This is a genomic window from Streptomyces sp. NPDC048290 (assembly GCF_040652095.1).
Taxonomy (GTDB): domain Bacteria; phylum Actinomycetota; class Actinomycetes; order Streptomycetales; family Streptomycetaceae; genus Streptomyces.
On sequence record NZ_JBEZLM010000018.1, the window covers coordinates 59,472 to 78,613 of the forward strand.

At 74.3% G+C, this 19,142-nt stretch carries 14 protein-coding genes and 1 pseudogene; 4 read left to right on the top strand and 11 right to left on the bottom strand.

Features of this window, described 5'->3' with window-relative positions; translation table 11 throughout:
• Positions 1 to 15: 15 nt before the first annotated feature.
• The 3 genes from AB0D49_RS27805 to AB0D49_RS27815 form a co-directional block, all read right to left on the bottom strand.
• A complete protein-coding gene (locus AB0D49_RS27805; protein WP_362762230.1) occupies positions 16 to 897 on the bottom strand; it encodes a F510_1955 family glycosylhydrolase in 882 nt (293 codons plus the stop codon).
• A gap of 211 nt (positions 898 to 1,108) precedes the next feature.
• Complete coding sequence (locus tag AB0D49_RS27810; RefSeq protein WP_362762232.1) at positions 1,109 to 1,831, bottom strand: DUF3105 domain-containing protein; 723 nt, start codon at positions 1,829 to 1,831, stop codon at positions 1,109 to 1,111.
• A 90-nt stretch (positions 1,832 to 1,921) separates the two neighbouring features.
• Positions 1,922 to 2,365, bottom strand: a complete 444-nt coding sequence (locus tag AB0D49_RS27815; RefSeq protein ID WP_362762234.1) for a hypothetical protein — start codon at positions 2,363 to 2,365, stop codon at positions 1,922 to 1,924.
• Between the two features lie 614 nt (positions 2,366 to 2,979).
• Here AB0D49_RS27815 and AB0D49_RS27820 point away from each other — a divergent pair.
• Positions 2,980 to 3,582, top strand: coding sequence for a DUF2269 domain-containing protein (locus AB0D49_RS27820; protein ID WP_362762236.1), 603 nt, complete (start codon positions 2,980 to 2,982; stop codon positions 3,580 to 3,582).
• Here AB0D49_RS27820 and AB0D49_RS27825 read toward each other — a convergent pair.
• The 3 genes from AB0D49_RS27825 to AB0D49_RS27835 form a co-directional block, all read right to left on the bottom strand.
• A complete protein-coding gene (locus AB0D49_RS27825; RefSeq protein WP_362762238.1) occupies positions 3,522 to 4,805 on the bottom strand; it encodes a VWA-like domain-containing protein in 1,284 nt (427 codons plus the stop codon). The two genes, AB0D49_RS27820 and AB0D49_RS27825, sit on opposite strands and share 61 nt — an antisense overlap.
• Complete coding sequence (locus AB0D49_RS27830) at positions 4,802 to 6,040, bottom strand: AAA family ATPase (RefSeq protein ID WP_362762240.1); 1,239 nt, start codon at positions 6,038 to 6,040, stop codon at positions 4,802 to 4,804. The genes AB0D49_RS27825 and AB0D49_RS27830 overlap by 4 nt, the downstream gene beginning before the upstream one ends.
• A gap of 96 nt (positions 6,041 to 6,136) precedes the next feature.
• Complete coding sequence (locus AB0D49_RS27835; RefSeq protein WP_362762242.1) at positions 6,137 to 7,537, bottom strand: hypothetical protein; 1,401 nt, start codon at positions 7,535 to 7,537, stop codon at positions 6,137 to 6,139.
• Positions 7,538 to 7,698: 161 nt separating this feature from the next.
• Between AB0D49_RS27835 and AB0D49_RS27840 the strand changes: the two genes are divergently transcribed.
• The 3 genes from AB0D49_RS27840 to AB0D49_RS27850 all read left to right on the top strand — a co-directional run bounded on the left by AB0D49_RS27840 (position 7,699) and on the right by AB0D49_RS27850 (position 11,271).
• A complete protein-coding gene (locus tag AB0D49_RS27840; protein ID WP_362762244.1) occupies positions 7,699 to 8,142 on the top strand; it encodes a helix-turn-helix transcriptional regulator in 444 nt (147 codons plus the stop codon).
• A gap of 10 nt (positions 8,143 to 8,152) precedes the next feature.
• Positions 8,153 to 8,560 (top strand): VOC family protein, encoded by a 408-nt coding sequence (locus AB0D49_RS27845; protein ID WP_362762246.1) that lies wholly within the window; start codon positions 8,153 to 8,155, stop codon positions 8,558 to 8,560.
• 323 nt (positions 8,561 to 8,883) lie between these two features.
• Positions 8,884 to 11,271 (top strand): excinuclease ABC subunit UvrA, encoded by a 2,388-nt coding sequence (locus AB0D49_RS27850; protein ID WP_362762248.1) that lies wholly within the window; start codon positions 8,884 to 8,886, stop codon positions 11,269 to 11,271.
• A 70-nt stretch (positions 11,272 to 11,341) separates the two neighbouring features.
• Here the strand turns inward: AB0D49_RS27850 and AB0D49_RS27855 are convergent, their stop codons facing one another.
• The 5 genes and pseudogenes from AB0D49_RS27855 to AB0D49_RS27875 all read right to left on the bottom strand — a co-directional run bounded on the left by AB0D49_RS27855 (position 11,342) and on the right by AB0D49_RS27875 (position 18,894).
• A complete protein-coding gene (locus AB0D49_RS27855; RefSeq protein WP_362762249.1) occupies positions 11,342 to 12,868 on the bottom strand; it encodes an alpha/beta hydrolase in 1,527 nt (508 codons plus the stop codon).
• Positions 12,869 to 12,986: 118 nt separating this feature from the next.
• Positions 12,987 to 15,062, bottom strand: a complete 2,076-nt coding sequence (locus AB0D49_RS27860) for an ABC transporter substrate-binding protein (RefSeq protein WP_362762421.1) — start codon at positions 15,060 to 15,062, stop codon at positions 12,987 to 12,989.
• A 6-nt stretch (positions 15,063 to 15,068) separates the two neighbouring features.
• Positions 15,069 to 15,863, bottom strand: a pseudogene (locus tag AB0D49_RS27865) (serine/threonine-protein kinase); the annotation flags it as partial.
• A 26-nt stretch (positions 15,864 to 15,889) separates the two neighbouring features.
• The gene (locus tag AB0D49_RS27870) at positions 15,890 to 18,025 is read right to left on the bottom strand and encodes an ABC transporter substrate-binding protein (protein WP_362762252.1); all 2,136 of its coding nucleotides are present in this window, start codon (positions 18,023 to 18,025) and stop codon (positions 15,890 to 15,892) included.
• Positions 18,025 to 18,894 (bottom strand): hypothetical protein, encoded by an 870-nt coding sequence (locus AB0D49_RS27875; RefSeq protein ID WP_362762254.1) that lies wholly within the window; start codon positions 18,892 to 18,894, stop codon positions 18,025 to 18,027. The genes AB0D49_RS27870 and AB0D49_RS27875 overlap by 1 nt, the downstream gene beginning before the upstream one ends.
• Positions 18,895 to 19,142 lie beyond the last annotated feature (248 nt).

A 19,142-nucleotide genomic window follows, 5' to 3' on the forward strand; every position in this document is an offset into this window, starting at 1 on the left:
TCCAGGGTCGGGCCGTCAGTGGGACGCGCCGGAGATCGGCAGCCGTTCGGTGAACGTCCGGCCGCCGTCCCGGGACTCGTACACCCCGTCCTGCGTGGCGGCCAGGACGCGGTCGGGGTCGACGGCGGTCAGGGCCTGCGGCGCTCCGCCGGGGACCGTGCCGGACCGGGTCCAGTTCGTGCCGCCGTCGGTGCTGCGGTGCAGGCCGCCGGTCTGGTCGAGGCCGTACAGGGCGTCCTCGCGCGGCCAGGACACGAAGCCCAGGACGGGGGCGGCGCCCGCGCCGAACGTCCGGCCGCCGTCGGTGCTCCGGGCGACCCCGGACTCCGTGGTGGCCAGCACCCGTTCCGGGTCCTCCGGGCTCACCGCGATGTCCAGGGCCGCCAGTTCGGTCCGGGTGTCCCAGGTGGTGCCGTCGGCGCTGACCCGCAGGACGCCGTTGGTGCTGTCGTAGCCGTACACCGTGTCGTGGGCGTACTCCAGGGCGTGGAAGTCGGTGGTGCCGGCCAGTGAGCGGGTCTGCCAGGTGCGCCCCGAGTCGGTCGACTCGATCAGACCTCGGTTGGCGGGGCCGTCGCCGCCCGGCGCCGGATGGCCGCTGCCCAGGAACCTCCCGGGCCCGGCGACGGTGAACCCCATGTAGTCGGCCCGGTCGCTCACCCGCCGGGCGGCGCCGTCCGCGGCGACGGCGACCACGCCCTCGTGTGTCGCCACGTACAGGTGTTCGTCGGACGGGTCGATGCCCAGCCCGTGCACATGGCTGACCGTGACCCCGCCCGGTCCGCCGTCCGCCGGTTCCGGTGCCGTGCCGGTCCCGGACGAGCAGGCGGTGAGGGTGACCGCGAGGGCGACTCCGGCGGCGGCAGCGGCGGCGAGGGAGCGGAGCGGGGTGCGCATGGGGAGGTTCTTCCGGTGGACGGCGGGGGCGGTCCCGGTGGAGGCGGGATCGGTCCCGACATCCTATGTCCTAAGTTAATTAGGAGATGGGGTGGGGGGTGCGGCGGTGCGGGCGGGACGACGGGACAGGCCCCGGCCGCCGGGCGCGTGGCCTGGCTGCCGGGGCCTGTCGGGATGGATAGGGGCGGGTACGGCTGAACGGCGTGCGGGGTCAGGCGGCCTTGCCGCCGGTGCAGGCCGCGCCCGGCTCCGGGGTCTGCGGGCCCTGGACGTACTTCTCCAGGAACTCGTCGATCCGCGCGTCCGACGCCTTCGTCACCTTCAGCTGATGACCCCAGGCGGAGAGCGTGATCGGCGACGCGGTGTCCTCGTACGGGCTGATCATCGTGTACGGGGTGTTCCGCACCTTCTCGGTGAGCGCCTTCACATCGGCGTCCGCGGCGTCGGCGTTGTACGTGATCCAGACCGCGCCGTGCTCCAGGGAGTGCACCGCGTTCTCGTTGGTGACGGCCTCGGTGTAGACATCGCCGTTGCAGTTCTGCCAGACCGCGTTGTGGTCGCCGCCGACCGGCGGGGTCATCGGGTAGTCGACCTGCTTGTCCACATGGTTCTGGCTCAGGTCGTCCCAGCTCTGCTCGCCCTTCACCGGGGCGGCCTGCTCCTGCTCCTGCTGATTGGCGGTGTCCAGCAGCCACCAGCCGCCGCCGATCAGACTCACCACGATCGCCGTGGACACGGTGATGGTGATGATGCGTCCGCGCCGCTCGCGGGCCTTCTCGGCGCGGCGCTGCTCCTCTATTCGGGCGCGGCGGGCGGCGGTCTTGGCCGCCTTGCCGCCGGGCTTGCCCTGGCCCGGCTTCTTGCCGCCGGCCGTGTTCTTGCCGTCGGGGGACTTCTTGCCGTCGTTCGCGTTCTTGGAGGTGGCCGAGGCCATGGTGACGTCCTTTGTGCGCAGCGGAGAGTGACGGATGCCGGTGAGGGACCCGGTGGAACGGTCAAAGCCGTGGGAGAACGGCGTCCGGGATCAGGACCGCAGCACTTGCAGGACATGCAGATCGGGCGGCCGGGGCGGCGGCGCGTACCGGGGCGCGGGTGCGGGCGGCACGGCCGGGCCCAGGAGCACCCGCGCGGGCAGGCCCAACGGCTGGGGCTGGGGGACCGGACCCGTGGTCGGGGTGTCCGCCACCGGGGTTCCGTCACACTGCTGATGGCCCGGGGAGAGACAGGGCAGATCGATGACACGGCCGTTCGCGCCGACGACCTGGCCCCGGGAGCCGTTCGGGTCGGCGGCGAGCCGCCGGGCACCGGGGGAGTCCGGCGCCGGGACGCCGTACACGGCGGCGTGGTCGGCGGACCGCATCTGCGGCGCCTTGCCGGTACCGGCGCACAGACAGGCCACGCCGAACAGCGTGGCCAGGGCCACGAGCAGACCCAGCACCACGGAACCGGAACGCCGCCGCACGCTCATGGCCGGGCGGCCCCTCGGGGGCGGAAGTGACAGAAGGAACGGTTGACCACGCACGCATCATAGGAGCAGGTGGGGCCGAGCGGTGAGGGGGCGGTCGAACAAGTGCGCGTGGGGATGTCATGGGCGTTGCGTGCGGGGGCCGCCATCGGTGGGCGTGCGCTTGCGGTGGCCCCGCCGTCCGGCAGGTGCGGGCTGTGGGTCGCCGCTGTGCCGTCGGGTGCGGGTTGGCGGCAGTCGTCGTCTGTCGGGCGGGTGCTCGCGGTAGTCGTCGTTCGTCAGGTGTGGGCTGTGGGTCGCCGCTGTGTGTTGGGTGCGGGTTGGCGGCAGTCGTCGTCCGTCGGGGGTGTGCTCGCGGTAGCCGTCGTCCGGCAGGTGTGGGCTGTGGGTCGCCGCTGTGCCGTCGGGTGCGGGTTGGCGGCAGTCGTCGTCCGTCGGGCGGGTGCTCGCGGTAGTCGCCGTGCGTCGGGTGACCGCTTTCCGTCGGCGCCGTCCGGCAGGCCCGCACTGCGTCACCGCGACCCCCACCGCCCGCCCCCTCGTACGCCGAGGCACGTACGCGCGCTTACTCCCGCCGTGGGACGACCCGTGACCCCGGGGGCGGGCACGGTGGGTGCGTGAAACTCAGCCGTCCCGCACGCCGGGCCTCCCTCGTCGTCCATGTCGTCGCCTCCGCGAGTTGGCTCGGGCTCTCGCTCGGACTGCTCGCCCTCGGCACCACCGCGGCCGGCACCGGGAACGCGGTGACGGTGGAGGCGTCCGTCCGGTCCATGAAGCTGTTCGCCGACTGGCTGCTGCTGCCCATCGCCCTGCTCACCCTGGCCAGCGGGCTGCTGCTGGCGCTGGGCACGCCCTGGGGACTGGCCCGGCACCGCTGGGTGTTCACCAAGTTCTGGCTGACCCTCGCCACCACCACCGCGACCGTGTTCGCCCTGCGCCCCGGCGTGGACGCCGCCGTCACCGCAGTGGCCGCCGGGCACGCCCTGCCGGACGCCACCGAGGTGCTCGCGGGCCCGGTCGTCTCCCTGACCGCCTATGTCTTCATGACCGGTGTGTCCCTCCTCAAGCCCTGGGGCCTGACCCGCCGGGGACGGCGGCTGCGGGCGGCGGCGAAGAACACACCGGGACCCGTACCGGCCGTTCCCGTGGGGGATGTCGCTCAGCCGGACGGATCGATCTCCACCACCCGCGCCCACGACGGCGGCGCCGTCGGCCGGTAGTCGGGGACCGACTCGTCCACGTCCCGTGGGGGCCGGGGGAACAGCCCGATGACGGTACGGCACGGCGGGCGCGTGCCCGGCCACGGCGTCTGACCGTCGGTCAGCGCCACCACCACGTCCGGCCGGGGCCGCGTCCGCAGCGCCCTGGTGAACCCCGCCCGCAGATCGGTCCCGCCGCCGCCCGTCAGCGCGATCCCCTCCGACCGGCACAGGGTGTGCACCCGGTGCGCCGCCGCGTCGCACGGCACCACCCGGACCAGGTCCCGCCGCCCGCCCAAGGCCCGGCAGATCTCGGCGACCTCGCGCAGCGCGCCGCCGAGTTCACGGTCACTGACCGAACCGGAGGTGTCGATGACGACCGCGACCTGGGGCGGTCTGCGCCGCAGACCCGGCAGCACCACACCGGGCAGCCCGGCCGACCGCCGCGCGGGACGCCCGTACGAGTAGTCCTCCCCGGCACCGCCGCCCGACGCCGCCGCCCGGATCGCCGCGCCCAGCAACTGCCGCCAGGGCTGGGGCGGCTGGAACGCCTCCTCCGCCCACCGCCGCCACGACTTGGGCGTGTTCCCCGGACGGGCGGTGATGCCCTGCGCCACCCGGAACCGCACCGCGTCCCGCTCCCGCGCGCTCAGCCCGTGCGCCCCGTCCGGACCGAATTCCCAGGACCGGTCCAGCCCGTCCGCGCCGCCACCGCAGTCGAGCCACTGGAAGTCCTGGGTCGCCGGGCCCAGCCGGAACAGCCGCAGATACTCCTCCATCAGCAGATCCCCGGGCAGCCGCAGCGCGCGCGGTACGGCGATCCCCTCGGGCACGGCCAACCCATCGCCGTACACATCGTCGTTGATCTCCAGATCCGCCGCGATGTTCATCCGCAGCCGCTCGCCGGGACCGGTCAGATGGTGTTCGTGGGCGAAGCGGTCGCTGCGCCCATGGTGGTCCCGCAGCAGATGGGACACCTCGTGCACCCATACCCCGGCCAGTTCCTCCACCGGGGTGCGGTCCACGAACGCCGGGGACACATAGCAGCGCCAGTGCCGGTCCACGCCCATCGTGGGCACGTCCCGCGACGGGACGACCCGCAGGGCGAACAGCGCGGTGGCGAGATAGGGGCGGACCCGGGCGGCGTGCAGCCGGGCCGTGTAGAGCTTGTCGAAGTCGAGGGCGGGGTCGGGGTCGATCGCCTGGCCGTCCGTGGGTTTCGGTGAGTGGGGCGAAACGGTCATCGGCCCACCCGCCCCGGCAGCGCCGCCGCCGCGATCCGGTCGGCCCGCCGGGACAAGGTCACCACGCCCGTGAGCCGGTCGATCTCCGCCGGGACGTCCCAGTCCGGCTGCCGCAGCGCGGCGAGCGTGGACGCCGGTACGACCAGCAGGTCCGGGGCGCCACCGTCCAGCGCGCGGACCAGCAGCGCCCAGGCCGCGTCCCAGCGTTCCCGGGTCGGCCGGTTGCGTACGGCCTGGACGACCCCGTCGAGCACCGCCTGCCGCAGATCCCCGCGGACGGGCAGGTCGGCGCCCGCCGGGTCGGCGAGCAGCGTCTCGGGGTCGGGCAGGTCCATCCGGTCGACGGCGGCCAGCAGTTCCAGCCCGGGACCGTCCCCGACCGCGCCTCTGACCAGCAAGGACAATACGTCCCGGGAGGAGTCGGCGGCGGTCGCGAAGGCGATGAGCCGCAGCGCCATGTCCCAGCTCCGTGGCGAGGGCCAGGCGCCGCCCCGGCGGACCTCGCCGCCGGGCAGCCGGTGCACCAGCGCGGGCCGTGCCGCGAGGAGCCCGCACACCGCGCGCCGGGCGAAGTCCACGGCGCCGGGCAGCCGTTCGGGGGCGAGCCGGGGCAGAGTGGCACGGGGCCAGACGCCGCCCAGACCCCGGACGACGACCTCGTGGTCATGGACCCACTGGAGGTGCACGAACCGGTTGGCCAGCGGCGGACTCAGCTCCCAGCCGTCGGCGGCCGAGGCGCGGGGGTTGGCGGCGGCCACGATCCGCACCCCGGGCGGCAGCCGCAGCGCGCCGACCCGGCGCTCCAGCACCAGGCGCAGCAGCGCGGCCTGGACGGCGGGCGGCGCGGTGGACAGCTCGTCCAGGAAGAGCAGTCCCCGCCCCTCCCGGACCAGCCGCACCGCCCAGTCCGGCGGGGCCATCGGGACGCCCTGCACCGCCGGGTCGTCACCGACGACGGGCAGCCCGGAGAAGTCCGACGGCTCGTGCACACTGGCGACGACGGTGGTCAGGGGCAGGTCCAGGGACGCGGCGAGCTGCTGGAGCGCGGCGGTCTTGCCGATGCCGGGCTCCCCCCACAGCAGGACGGGCAGATCGGCGGCCACGGCGAGGGTCAGCGCCTCCAGTTGGAGATCGGGCCGGGGCTCGGTGGTGGTGTCGCCGAGCAGCGCGAGCAGCTCACCGGCCACATCGAGCTGACCGGCGGCGGACGGGGGCAGGGCAGGCGTCAAGGTCATGGGGCATCACCAGGGGTGTCGTACCGGGGCACGGCGCGGATCGGCGCCACCGGAGGCGGACGGGGGGTTGGGTGGGGCGGGCTGCTGTGCGGGGGATCAGTGGACCTGCGCGTAGCGCGGACGGCCGCGTGCGACTCTGGGCCGCCGCGCCGGTGACGCGGGAGGGGACGGCGGGGGATGGCTCAGGCCCGCGCGGAACAGCCCGTAGGTGAGCCGCTGCCGGGCCGCCGACTCCAGGGCCTCGCGCAGCGCCCCGTCCCGCAGTGACGCGGCCCGCCCGAGCAGGTGCTCCACCACGGTCAGCGCGCCCTCGGTGTCGCCGTGGCGCAGCCGCTCCCGGACGTCGACCAGACAGTCGGGCCGACGGTGTGCCTGGTCGATGGCCTGGAGACAGGGCAGCGGTGCCCCCGTCAGCGCGGCGAGCAGCTCCTCGCGCCGGATCTCGTCGGGTCCGTGGTCCAGCGGTACGAGCACCCCGTCGACCAGCGCGATCCGGTGCTCGGCGCCCCGGCACGCGACAGGCCGGGGTCCCGTGTCCCGGTCGGGCGGGGCGGGCGACGGCACATGCCCCGGTACGAGCGCGGCGGCGACCAGCGGATGCAGCCGGTCCGGGTCGATCGCCCCGGCGCGCAGCAGCGCCACATCGGGCGCCTCCCAGGTGGCCGCGTCCGGCAGCACCGGGACCCGGCCGCCACCACCCCGGCCCGGTGCCACGGGTTCGGTCCGGCCGTCGGGGCGCACCAGGAACCGGTGCCGGGCACCGGCCCGCACCAGCACCGCCGTCCCGTCCGGCAGTCCGTCGGCGCGGAGCAGCAGCCGGGCCTCGTCAGCCCACCGCCCCACCGCCGGCCGCCGCTCCACCGCGGGCCGCTGCTCCACCGTCGGCCACTGCCCCACCGCCGACTGCCGCCCGCCGGGCGGCACACCGTCGTCCACCGTGCCCGACGCGGACCGGGCAGCCAGCTCATGCGCCCGGCGGGCGTCCCAGAGGTGGCGGTGCAGATCGAGCCGGAAGCGCGGCTGCGGACGGGGATGGGGGTGGGGCGGCTGCCGGGCGGTGTCCGTGGTGCGGGCCGGGTCCCACACGGCGAGGCTGATCCGCTGACCGGAGTCGGCCCAGGCGGGCACGGTACGCGCCACGAGCCACAGCGCGCCCGTACCGTCCCGGGCGGCCGTGCCGTAGCGGGCGAGGGCGACGGTCAGTCCGGGGCGGAGCAGCCCGTCGGGAGCGATCCTCGGCAGGTGCCAGCGCAGCAGATCGGGCGCCAGGTGCCGCAGGTCGTCCCGCAGCCGGGCGGCCACCTCGTGCCCATGGGAACGGGCCACGGAGCGGACCCGCAGATCGACATCGACCCGGGCGGCGGCACAGGCCCCCGCCCAGTCCCCGGCGAGCCGCCGGGCGGTCGCGGTCGCGATCATCGAGGGCGGCACGGCGAACTCGCGCACGCGCGGCCAGAAGACATTCCGGGACTCCTCGTCCACATGACCGGTGAGCATCAGCACTCACCTGGCGTGGACGGGACCCCCGATCTGATAGGGGAGCAAGTAGTCATCGCGGGGAGCCTAGCCCGCCGTGACCGGCCCGGCCACCGAATTGTTGCCTGAAGGAAATCCGCAGGTCAGGGCCGTTGTCAGTGGCCGGACGTAGTATTTCCGGCATGACCAGTCGACCCGCCCCGGACCAGTCCCTGCGGGACCTCGCTCGGCTGCGGAGCGTCAAGGACCGGATAGACCGGGAGTACGCGCGGCCGCTCGACGTCGAGGCCCTCGCGCGGGGTGCGCACATGTCCGCGGGGCATCTGAGCCGGGCGTTCCGCCGTGCCTACGGCGAATCGCCGTACAGCTATCTCATGACCCGGCGGATCGAGCGCGCGATGGCGCTGCTGCGCCGCGGCGACCTCAGTGTCACCGAGGTCTGCTTCACCGTGGGCTGCTCCTCGCTCGGCACGTTCAGCACCCGCTTCACGGAGCTGGTCGGCGTGCCGCCCAGTGTCTACCGGCGCCGCGCGGAGAGCGTGACCCAGGGCATCCCGTCCTGTGTCGCCAAGCAGGTCACCAGACCGGTCAGGAATCGAGAAGCGCCCGTCCCGGCCCGCGGTTAGCGTGAACGCCATGGACATCAGCATTCACGCCACCTTCCTCCCGCACGACGACGCGGACAAGGCCATCGGCTTCTACCGCGACACCCTCGGCTTCGAGGTCCGCAACGACGTCGGGTACGAGGGGCTGCGCTGGATCACCGTAGGCCCGCCCGGACAGCCCGAGATCAACATCGTGCTCTTCCCGCCGGGCGCCGACCCGGGTGTCACGGAGGACGAGAAGCGCACGATCACCGAGATGATGGCCAAGGGCACCTACGCCAGCCTCATCCTCGCCACCGGGGACGTCGACGGCACCTTCGACCAGCTCCAGTCCGCCGCCGAGGTCGTCCAGGAGCCCACCGACCAGCCCTACGGGGTCCGCGACTGCGCGTTCCGCGACCCGGCGGGCAACATGATCCGCATCCAGCAGACGAAGTGAGCGCGCGGGGGGTTCACGGGGTGGCGGCCGGGGTGCCCGGCCGCCGGGTGCGGTTACGCTGACCTACCGATCGGCGTCGGCCGATCCCGTCGCGGGGCGCCGGAGGGGGCGGCACCGTGCGACGCCGGACCGCAGGTGGCGTACGCGTGGTACGCGTACCGGACATGTACCGGGCGTGTACGCCGTACCGGGCACGCGCGCCGTACCCGACCCGCGTGCGACCGTGACCACCCCCCCCCGTGAACAGGACCATCCGCGATCGTGCCCGTGCCGTACCAGGACCGTACGGGCCGCCCGCGTCGACAGTGGGAGACCGAAAGACCATGGCCAAGAGGACGGACTCGCAGTCGCCCGAGTCGTACGCCGCCGACAGCCACGACCTGATCCGGGTGCACGGCGCGCGGGAGAACAACCTCAAGGACGTCACCATCGAGATCCCCAAGCGCCGTCTGACGGTGTTCACCGGGGTCTCCGGCTCGGGCAAGAGCTCGCTGGTGTTCGACACCATCGCCGCGGAGTCCCAGCGGCTGATCAACGAGACCTACAGCGCCTTCGTCCAGGGCTTCATGCCCAATCTGGCCCGGCCCGAGGTCGACGTCCTCGACGGACTGACCACGGCGATCACCGTCGACCAGCAGCGCATGGGCGGCGATCCGCGCTCCACCGTCGGCACCGCCACCGACGCCAACGCGATGCTGCGGATCCTCTTCAGCCGGCTCGGCACCCCGCACATCGGTGGGCCCGGCGCCTTCGCCTTCAACGTCCCCTCGGTCCGGGCGAGCGGCGCCATCACTGTCGAGCGCGGCGGCAAGGCCAAGGCGGAGAAGGCCACCTTCTCCCGCACGGGCGGCATGTGCCCGCACTGCGAGGGCCGCGGCAAGGTCTCCGACATCGACCTCACCCAGCTCTACGACGACTCCAAGTCGATCTCCGAGGGCGCCTTCACCATCCCCGGCTGGAAGTCGGACAACGTCTGGACGGTCGGGGTCTACGCCGCCTCCGGGTTCCTCGACCCCGACAAGCCGATCCGGGACTTCACCGCCCAGGAGTTGCAGGACTTCCTGCACCGCGAGCCGACCAAGGTCAAGGTCAACGGGGTCAACCTCACCTATGAGGGCCTCATCCCGAAGATCCAGAAGTCCTTCCTGTCCAAGGACAAGGACGCGATGCAGCCGCACATCCGGGCGTTCGTGGAGCGCGCGGTCACCTTCACCGACTGTCCCGAGTGCGGCGGCACCCGGCTCGCGGAGGCGGCCCGCTCCTCGAAGGTCAAGGGCATCAACATCGCCGACGCCTGCGCGATGGAGATCCGCGACCTCGCGCGCTGGCTGCGCGACCTGGACGAGCCGTCGGTCGCCCCGCTGCTCGCCAAGCTCCAGCACACCCTGGACTCCTTCGAGGAGATCGGCCTCGGCTATCTCTCCCTGGAGCGGCCGTCCGGCTCGCTCTCCGGCGGCGAGGCCCAGCGCGTCAAGATGATCCGCCACCTCGGTTCGTCCCTCACCGATGTCACCTATGTCTTCGACGAGCCCACCGTGGGCCTGCACCCGCACGACATCCAGCGGATGAACGACCTGCTGCTGCGGCTGCGCGACAAGGGCAACACCGTGCTGGTGGTGGAGCACAAGCCGGAGACCATCGCCATAGCCGACCATGTGGTCGACCTCGGCCCCGGCGCGGGAACCGGCGGCGGCATGGTCTGCTTCGAGGGCTCCGTCGACGGCCTGCGGTCCAGCGACACCGTCACCGGCCGCCACCTGGACGACCGGGCCCGGCTCAAGGAGACCCTCCGCACGCCCAAGGGCACTTTGGAGATCCGCGGCGCGCGCGCCAACAACCTCCAGGACGTCGACGTCGACATCCCGCTCGGGGTGCTCTGTGTGGTGACCGGGGTCGCCGGGTCCGGCAAGAGTTCCCTGATCCATGGCTCGATCCCGGCCGGGGAAGGGGTCGTGTCGGTCGACCAGAGCGCGATCCGCGGCTCCCGGCGCAGCAACCCGGCCACGTACACCGGGCTGCTGGAGCCCATCCGCAAGGCGTTCGCCAAGGCCAACGGGGTCAAGCCCGCCCTGTTCAGCGCCAACTCCGAAGGCGCCTGCCCGACCTGCAACGGCGCCGGGGTGATCTACACCGATCTGGCCATCATGCAGAGCGTGGCCAGCACCTGCGAGGACTGCGAGGGCAAGCGGTTCCAGGCGGCCGTGCTGGAGTACCGGCTCGGCGGCCGGGACATCAGCGAGGTGCTCGGGATGCCGGTCGCGGAGGCCGAGCGGTTCTTCGCCGATGGGGAGGCCAAGACGCCCGCCGCGCACAAGATCCTGGAGCGGCTGGTGGACGTGGGCCTCGGCTATCTCACCCTCGGCCAGCCGCTCACCACGCTGTCCGGCGGTGAGCGGCAGCGGCTGAAGCTGGCCGTGCACATGGCGGAGAAGGGCGGCGTCTATGTGCTGGACGAGCCGACGACCGGTCTCCACCTGGCCGATGTCGACCATCTCCTCGGACTGCTGGACCGGCTGGTGGAGTCCGGGAAGTCCGTCATCGTCATCGAGCACCACCAGGCGGTCATGGCCCACGCGGACTGGATCATCGACCTCGGCCCGGGTGCCGGTCACGACGGCGGGAAGGTCGTCTTCGAGGGCACCCCGGCCGATCTGATCGCCGGGCGCTCCACGCTGACGGGCGAACACCTGGCGCAGTACGTCGGCGGCTGACCGGACGGCGGAACAGGATGAGGGGGCGTACCGGCGTCCACCCCCTCATCCCCGGCCCCTCAGCCGCTGTCTACTTCTGGCAGGTCACATCCCGGCCCGGCAGCCTGCCCGTGTCCAGATAGGTGTTCACCTGCCGGTCGGCGCAGGCGTTGCCGTACTCGCCGAAGATCCCGTGCTGACCGGCCCCGGCCACGGTCACCAGGCGCGACGACGGCCACTGCGCCCGCACCTGCCGGGCGCTCTCGTACCGGGTCCGGGTGTCACCGGTGGCGTTGACCAGCAGCGCGGGCACATCGTTGTCGATCACCGTCGGCCGCTCCACCGGGGCGTCCCAGAACTCGCACGCCGAGATGTTGCGGGCGATCGGCCCGACGACCGGTGACACCGTCCGCGCCGACTGGACGGCCTTCCAGTAGCTGCCGATCCCGCGCCGCTCGGCGACATCCCCGCAGATGATGGCCGTCTGCACACTGGCCGCCGCCGACCCCTGGCCGGTGAGCAGCCCGGTCAGCACCTCCTCCAGCACCGGATCGGGCCGCACGTCGGGCTCGCGGTCGGCGGCCCTGACGAGGGTGACGGCCATGTCGGCGAGCACGGCCCGGTTCTCCGGCAGATCGCTGAACAGCGGGATGAAGAAGACGAGCGGCGCGAAGTGCTCGTCGACGGTGAAGTCCCCGACCCGCAGAGGCTCCTCGGCGGCGGCCCGCAGCACCCGGTCCACCGTGGCCAGCACCTCGGCGCGGGTCGCGCCCAGACCGTAGTCCGCGTCCCGTTCGGCGGCCCAGTCCGCCCAGGCCCGCAGCGCCCGCTGACCCACCCGCTCGTTGCCCGCCAGCAGGGTCTGGCTGTACTGGGCGGCGGACGGCACCCCGTCCAGCACCATCCGGTCGGTACGGCCCGGGAACATCCGGGTGTAGACCTGGCCGAGGTAACTGCCGTAGGAGTAGCCGAGATAGGAGATCTTCCGCTCGCCCAGCGCGCCGCGCAGCACATCCATGTCCCGGGCGGTGTTCCGGGTGGTGACGTACGGCAGGACGTCCCCCTCGGTCCGTTCGCAGCGCTCGGCGAGATCGCGCTGGACGGCGACCGACTCGCGGAACGCGGCCCGGTCCATGCCCGCCGAGAACACGGCCGTACCGATGTCCCAGCCGCAGTCGAGCGGGGTGGAGCGGCCCACGAAACGCGGGTCGACGCCGATCAGGTCGTACTGCTCGGCCACCGCGCCCATCGCCCGGCCGACGGTCAGCGGCATGTCCAGACTGGCGCCGCCGGGACCGCCGTTGTTCAGCAGCAGCGGGCCCACCCGCTCATCGGGGTCGGTGGCGGCGAGCCGGGAGACGGCGACGGTCAGGGTGCGGCCGTCGGGCTCCGTGTAGTCCAGCGGGACGGTGAGTTCGGCGCACCGGGCACCGGCCGCGTCGAGCCGCTGCCCCGTCTCGTCGTCCGGGCCGAGGGCGCACGCGTACCAGTCGAGGTCCTGGGTGTAGTACCGGTCCAGCCCCGTCGGCTCGGCCGCCGAAGCGGGCAGGGCGGCGGCACCGCACACCAGGGCCAGTGCCCCGGCGACGGCCAGTCCGGTTCGCTGTGTCGTTCGCATGAGCCCACGCTAGGCGGCAAGGGCATTCCGGCACTTTACGGGCGCCCCCCGCTTTCCCCTGGGGGCTAACCCCACCACCGGCGGAAACCGGAAGACGCCAAGTCCCCTACCTGAAGCGCTACTTGGGGTCCTCGGTCACCTGGTCGAAGCGGCCCAGGAAGCGGAACCGGCCGCCCTGCGCCCGGTACAGAAAACCGGACTGCTCCAACTGGATCAGATGCGTACCGTCGTCGGTGAACCGCAGCGGCTTCGCCACCCCCTCGTACGACGACACGAAGACCCGCTCCGCCAGTTCGCCCGGCTGGACCGACGCCCGGGAGCCGAACGCGCCGAGCGCCCGCGCCAGCAGCCCCACCGCGTCGTACGCCTCGACCGCCCAGCGGGCCGGTGCCGTGTCGTACCGCTCGCGGTAGGCGGCGGTGAACGACCGCGCCGCCGGTGTGTCCGCCGACTGCGGCTCGGCGTACGACGCCCCGAACACCCAGCCGTCGGCCGCGGCGCCCGCCGCCTGAAGGAACTCCGGCCGCAGCACCGGCTCGAAGGCGACCCGCGCGCCCGTGAAACCGGCCCCGGCGACCGCACGCGCACAGGCCGCCGCCCGCCGCGCCGACGTACCGGCGTACACCACGGCGTCCGCGTCCGCCGCCAGCGCCTCCCGCACGGCGGGCCCGAAGTCGTCCTCGCCCGCCGCGACCTGGTACACCGACACGGTCCCGCCGTCGTCCCCGTTCGGCGCCGCCTCCCCCATGTCCAGCCGCATCTTCCGCGCGACCGCGCCCCCCGCCTCGTCCTCCACCACCGCCGTACGGTGACTGTCCCGCACCCGGGTGAGATAGCTGATCAGCGGCAGCGTGCGGTACGTCGACGGCGCCCGGGTCAGCACCAGGGTCCGGTTCGTCGCCGAGGACAGGCCCGCCTCCTCGGCGTCCGTGGACACCAGGACGAACGGCATGGACGCCGCCTCGAACAGCGGCGCGGCCACCCGCAGCGTCCCGGTGGTGGTCGGTCCGAGCACCGCGCACACTCCGGCGGTGTCCGCCAGGTCCCGCGCCACGGTCCGCGCCCGGTCCGGGTCGCCCCCGTCGTCGTGCACCGCGAGCTTCAGCCGGAACGCGAGTTTCGCACCGGCGTTGTGGGCGGCCACCGCGAGCCGCGCCCCGCGCTCCTGGGCGGTGCCGACGGCCTTCCCGGCGCCGGACAGATCGCCCTGCACCGCGATCAGCCGGGTCGGCACCTCGGGGGCGGCCGGGTCCCCGTTCCCGCTCGCCGGGTCACGCCGCAGCAGCAGTACGGCCGCCGCGCTGCCGGACGCCGCGACCGCCGCCAGCGCCGACCCACCGATGAGCAGCGCCCGGCGCCGGGTGGGATGCCGTCCGGGGTCGTCGTCCCGGTGGGCCGGGGCGGCGGCCGGGGGACGCGGCGGCGGGTCGAGCGCCCGCGCGGAACGGTCGGCGACCAGGCGGACGATGTCGGGGGGCAGCCAGTTGCCTCCGGCGGTGGACCAGGGGGGCGTTGCCGGGCCCTGCGCGCCGGGCGGGACGCCGGGTGGGGCGTCCCGGGGGCTGTCCTGGGGAGTGGCCCGGGGGGCGTCGCTCGGTGTGCCGTCCGGTGTGTCGTCCGGCGCCTTGGCCGGTGCGGTGGCCGGTGCGGTGGGCGGTCCCGGCGCGGGGCGTGCCGCGCCGGGCTCACTCGGGGAGGGCCAGCCTGCCAGGCGCGGGTCGGGTGTTGTCGTGTGTCTGGGGGCGGGGTCGCCTCGCGGCGGGGCCGGTGCGGTGGTGTGTCCGGGGGTGGGGTCGCCGTCGTGCGGGTCGGGTGTTGTCGTGTGTCTGGGGGCGGGGTCGCCTCGCGGCGGGGCCGGTGCGGTGGTGTGTCTGGGGGCGGGGTCGCCTCCCGGCGGGGCCGGTGCGGTGGTGTGTCCCGGGACGGATTCACCGTCGGACGCGTCCGGCCTCCCCGCGCGCGGGTCCGGTGTCCCCGTACGTCCGGAGGCCCGGCCGCCGTCGGCTGGTTCCGGTTCCCCCGTACCCGCGGATACGGTCCTGCCCCCGGCCAGCTTCCCTCCCGCCGTGTCCCCGGACGCCACTCCGCCGTCTGACCCACCGTGTCCCGGCGGGCCGAAGCCCCCTTCCCCCACGCCCCCTTCGGAGACGCCGCCTTCCCCCGCGCCCCGCTCACCCGTCGCCCGTTCGCACACCTCCGCCAGCGTCGCCGCCGTCGGGCGTTCGCCGGGGGACTTGCGCAGGCAGCGCGTGATCGTCGCCGCCAGTTCCGGGGGGAGCGCGGTGTCGAGGCCCATGAGGTCCGGGGTCTCGTGGACCGTGCGGTACAGCACCGCGCTGGGGTCGCCCGTGCCGAACGGGCGGCGCCCCGTCGCCGCGTACGCCAGGACGCAGCCGAGGGCGAAGACATCGCTGGGCGCGGCCACCTCGCCCGCCGAGGCGCGGGCCTGTTCCGGGGCGAGGTAGCCGGGCGTGCCGACCACCGCGTCCGGCGCGGTGAGCGCGGTCGCGCCCGCGCCCTGGGCGATGCCGAAGTCGATGAGCCGGGGCCCGTCCAGGGCGAGCAGGATGTTGCCCGGTTTCACATCCCGGTGCACCAGGCCCGCCGCGTGCACCTCGGCGAGTGCCCGCCCGAGCCGCGCGCCGAGCACGGCTACCGTACGGGCGGGCAGGGCGCCCACCGCGGCGACCGCCTCCGCCAGTTCGGGGCCCGCGACGAACGCCGTGGCCAGCCAGGGTTCGGTGGCCTCCGGGTCGGCCGCCGTGACCGGGACGACCCAGCGCCCGGACAGCCCGCCCGCGAGCCGCACCTCGCGGCGGAAGCGGGCCCGGAACGCCGGGTCGGCGGCGTGCTCGGCCCGGATCACCTTCAGGGCGACGGGCGCCCCGTCGGCGGCCCGTGCCAGATAGACCGTGCCCATGCCGCCGGTGCCCAGCCGGGCGAGCAGCCGGTGCCCGCCCAGGGTCTCGGGGTCCTCGGGCCGTAGTGCGCGCATTCCTCGATCCTCGCCGTGGGTGCCGCTCAGGTGGGCAGTTGCACCGGCCCGACAGGGCGGAACCGTCCGCCGTCGACCCGGTAGTGCGGGATCTGCGTGGCCTCGACGACATGGGTGTCGTCGAACGCCAGCAGGGCCGTGAACCCCTGGTAGCGGGAGGCGGCGAGGGCGTCGGCCAGCTCCTCCCGGCCGCCGTCGGCGGCCAGCGAGGTGAGCCGGTCGGCGAGCAGCCGGGTGGCGTCGTACGCCTCGGCGGCGGTGAGCGCGGGCGCGCTGCCGTAGCGGGCGCGGTAGGCGGTGGCGAAGGTCTTCACCCGGGGGTCGCCCGGGTCGGTGAAGGGGATGAGCGCCTGCCATCCGTCGGCGGCCGGTCCCGCCGCCCGCAGGAAGGTGTCGTTGGCCGAGCCCAGGTCGAGGAACCGCTCCCCGGCGAAGTCCCGTTCGGCCAGGGCGCGGGCCACGGCGGCACCACGCTCGGGGGTGCCGGTGTAGTACAGGGAGTCGATGCCGTCGCCGAGCATGTCGTCCAGGACGGAGGCGGGGTCGGCGAAGTGGGGCACGACCCGGGTGTGGAGGTCCATCGACAGACCACCGGCCGCGCCCCGGGCGAGATGGGTCATCTCGTAGCCGGTGATGCCGCCCGCCCGGTCGATCAGCAGCCCGGGTGCCCGGCCCCCGGCGGCACCGATCGCGAGCATGGTCCCGTAGGCGGTGTACGGGGCGATGGGGACGGTCCGGAAGTACCACTCGGGTGGGGCGACCAGGGCCTGCTGGGAGGCGGCGAGGGACAGTTCGGACACCGTCAGCACGGGCAGCCGGGCGCTCTCGTAGATCGCCATACAGGCCGCCACGGAGGTGAAGCCGGTGGGGCCGAGCACGGCGAGCACCTCCTCGCGGCCGGTGAGCCGACGGGCCGCGGACTCGGCGCGGGCGGCCTCGCCCTTGTCGTCGACCACGTCGAGCACCAGCGTGAACGGCCGGTCGGCGGCGGCGTTGAACTGCTCCACGGCCAGCCGTGCCGCCCGCTCCTGGGCGACGCCCGTCGCCTTCTGCGGGCCGCTGAGGTCCGCGTGCACCCCGATGACCCGGGTGGGTCCGCCGTCCTGCCCGGCGTCGTCGTTCCCGTCGTCGCGGCTGGTCGCCCAGACGACGGTGCCGCCGCCCGCCGCCAGCAGCGCGGCGGCGCCCCCGGCGAGGGCGAGGAACCGGCGCCGTCCGGGGCGCGCGGCGGGCGCGCCGGGACCGCCGGGGACGAGGGTGGGTTCGATGCCGGGCAGGGCGAGGAGCGCCTGGGAGCGCTCGGCGACCAGGGCCACCACCGGGTCCGGCAGCCAGTCGATCGCGCCTTCGGGGGCGTCCTCCACCAGGGCCGCGTCGACCTCGGCGGCGGTGGGCCGCCCGGCGGGGTCCTTGGTGAGACAGTTCCGCAGCAGCCCGGCCAGCGCCTCGTCGGTGACGCCGGTCAGATCGGGCTCGTCGTGGACCGTGCGGTACAGCAGGGCGTCCACCGCGCCGGTGCCGAACGGCGGACGGCCGGTGGCGGCGTACGCGAGGACACAGGCCAGCGAGAACACATCGCTCGGCGGTCCCACGGCATGGGCGCGCGCCTGTTCCGGGGAGAGGAAGCCGGGGGTGCCCACCACCACCCCGGCGGTGGTGAGTTCGGTCGCCTCGGCGGCGGTGGAGCGGGCGATGCCGAAGTCGATGAGCCGGGGCCCGTCCATCGCGAGCAGCACATTGCCGGGTTTCATGTCCCGGTGCACCAGGCCCGCCGTGTGCACCGCGGCCAGCGCCCGCGCCAGTACCTTGCCCAGCACCCGCACCGCCCGCGGCGGCAGCGGCCCGTACGACCCCACGGCCTCCGCCAGCGCCGGGCCGGGGACGAACGCCGTGGCCAGCCAGGGCGACGCGGCCTCCGGGTCGGCGCCGAGCACCGGCACCACCCAGGGGCTCTGGACCTGGCTCGCGGAGGCGACCTCGCGCCGGAACCGGGCCCGGAACTCCTGCTCCTCGGCGAACTCGGGCTGGATGACCTTCACGGCGGCCAGTGCCCCGTCGGCGCCGCGCGCGAGGTACACCACGCCCATGCCGCCCGCGCCGAGCCGGCCGAGCAGCCGATAGGTGCCGAGCTGGGACGGGTCGGTCGGAAGGAGACGCTCCATCACTTGTCCTCCTGCGTCCCGGCGCCGGCGGAGGGCGACGCCGACCCCGACTTGCCCTCGACCGGCCGCCCCAGTTCCTCCTGGGCCCGCTGAAGCATCCTCGGCAGTGCCTGTTCCACCAGCTTCATGAGCGCCCGCTGGTCGTAGCCGCGTCCCCCGCACACCGAGGTCGCCGCGGTCACCGGCCCGAACGTGGCCTGCGACCACCAGTACTCGTAGGGCCCGCCGTGCTCCTCGCTGACGCACTTGCCCATCTCGATCAGCGAGTCCTCGCTGTACAGGTTGTTGCCCTCGCCCCACCGGGAGGCCAGGGAGATCAGCCCCGTCAGCCGCTCACCGTCGGAGAGGACCTGCTCGCCGCAGCCCACCGCCTCCTCCAGCATCGCGGCCTGCTCCCAGCCCGCCAGTTCGGGCGTGCGGTGCACGGTCACGGTGGTGGAGATCCGCACCAGGCCCTTGCCCCCGGCCTCCGGCACCTCGAAGTGCCGGGTGAGGGTGGACAGGACGGTGTCGGGCAGCGGCTCGCGCTGCCATACGCAGTCGTCGCCGAGCACCGCCCAGCGGCTCGGGTCGCTCTCGTAGGGTTCGGCCCGCTGGACCTCCCCGGTGGGGAACAGTTCGGTTCCCGCGTTGAGTTTCCCGGCGAGCGTCCGCGCCTGGGCGGCGGTCTTCGGCTGCCGCGCCGGGTCCGCCTCCTGGAGCTCCGGCGGGGACTCGCGGCGGCTGTCCGGCGAGGCCACCGTCACCCCGCCGCCCGTACCCCCCTTGGTCTCCGCCTCGTCCCCGTCGCCGCCGCCGGTGCATCCGGCCAGCAGCACTCCGCACACGGCCAGGGTCCCCCACCCCAGCCGGGCTTTTCGATACGTCAAGGTCTTCGCCCCCCACGTCCTGTGGTGCACCCCGTGTGCTCCCCCCGTGCGCCCGCGCCCTCGGGCGCCGGTCCGCGCCTGTAGCGATGCTCACCGCACGTCCCACGGTTCCCGCGGAGTGCGCGGCGGGGCCCCCGGACCCCGGCGCCGACGAAATCGTATCCCCGTACGGGCCAACGCTCGCCTTGAGTCCAGCAGTTGGCGGGCGGGTGCGGGGGACAACCGGAATCCGCGCTTCTTCCGCTCGC

What these genes read in the sequence shown, in the direction of transcription:
- AB0D49_RS27845 (WP_362762246.1), top strand. Translation starts at nt 8,153, where the DNA reads ATGGACATCAGCATTCACGCCACCTTCCTCCCGCACGACGACGCGGAC.
- AB0D49_RS27810 (WP_362762232.1), bottom strand. Translation starts at nt 1,831, where the DNA reads ATGGCCTCGGCCACCTCCAAGAACGCGAACGACGGCAAGAAGTCCCCC.
- AB0D49_RS27870 (WP_362762252.1), bottom strand. Translation starts at nt 18,025, where the DNA reads ATGGAGCGTCTCCTTCCGACCGACCCGTCCCAGCTCGGCACCTATCGG.
- AB0D49_RS27805 (WP_362762230.1), bottom strand. Translation starts at nt 897, where the DNA reads ATGCGCACCCCGCTCCGCTCCCTCGCCGCCGCTGCCGCCGCCGGAGTC.
- AB0D49_RS27835 (WP_362762242.1), bottom strand. Translation starts at nt 7,537, where the DNA reads ATGCTCACCGGTCATGTGGACGAGGAGTCCCGGAATGTCTTCTGGCCG.
- AB0D49_RS27855 (WP_362762249.1), bottom strand. Translation starts at nt 12,868, where the DNA reads ATGCGAACGACACAGCGAACCGGACTGGCCGTCGCCGGGGCACTGGCC.
- AB0D49_RS27830 (WP_362762240.1), bottom strand. Translation starts at nt 6,040, where the DNA reads ATGACCTTGACGCCTGCCCTGCCCCCGTCCGCCGCCGGTCAGCTCGAT.
- AB0D49_RS27825 (WP_362762238.1), bottom strand. Translation starts at nt 4,805, where the DNA reads ATGACCGTTTCGCCCCACTCACCGAAACCCACGGACGGCCAGGCGATC.
- AB0D49_RS27815 (WP_362762234.1), bottom strand. Translation starts at nt 2,365, where the DNA reads ATGAGCGTGCGGCGGCGTTCCGGTTCCGTGGTGCTGGGTCTGCTCGTG.
- AB0D49_RS27850 (WP_362762248.1), top strand. Translation starts at nt 8,884, where the DNA reads ATGGCCAAGAGGACGGACTCGCAGTCGCCCGAGTCGTACGCCGCCGAC.
- AB0D49_RS27840 (WP_362762244.1), top strand. Translation starts at nt 7,699, where the DNA reads ATGACCAGTCGACCCGCCCCGGACCAGTCCCTGCGGGACCTCGCTCGG.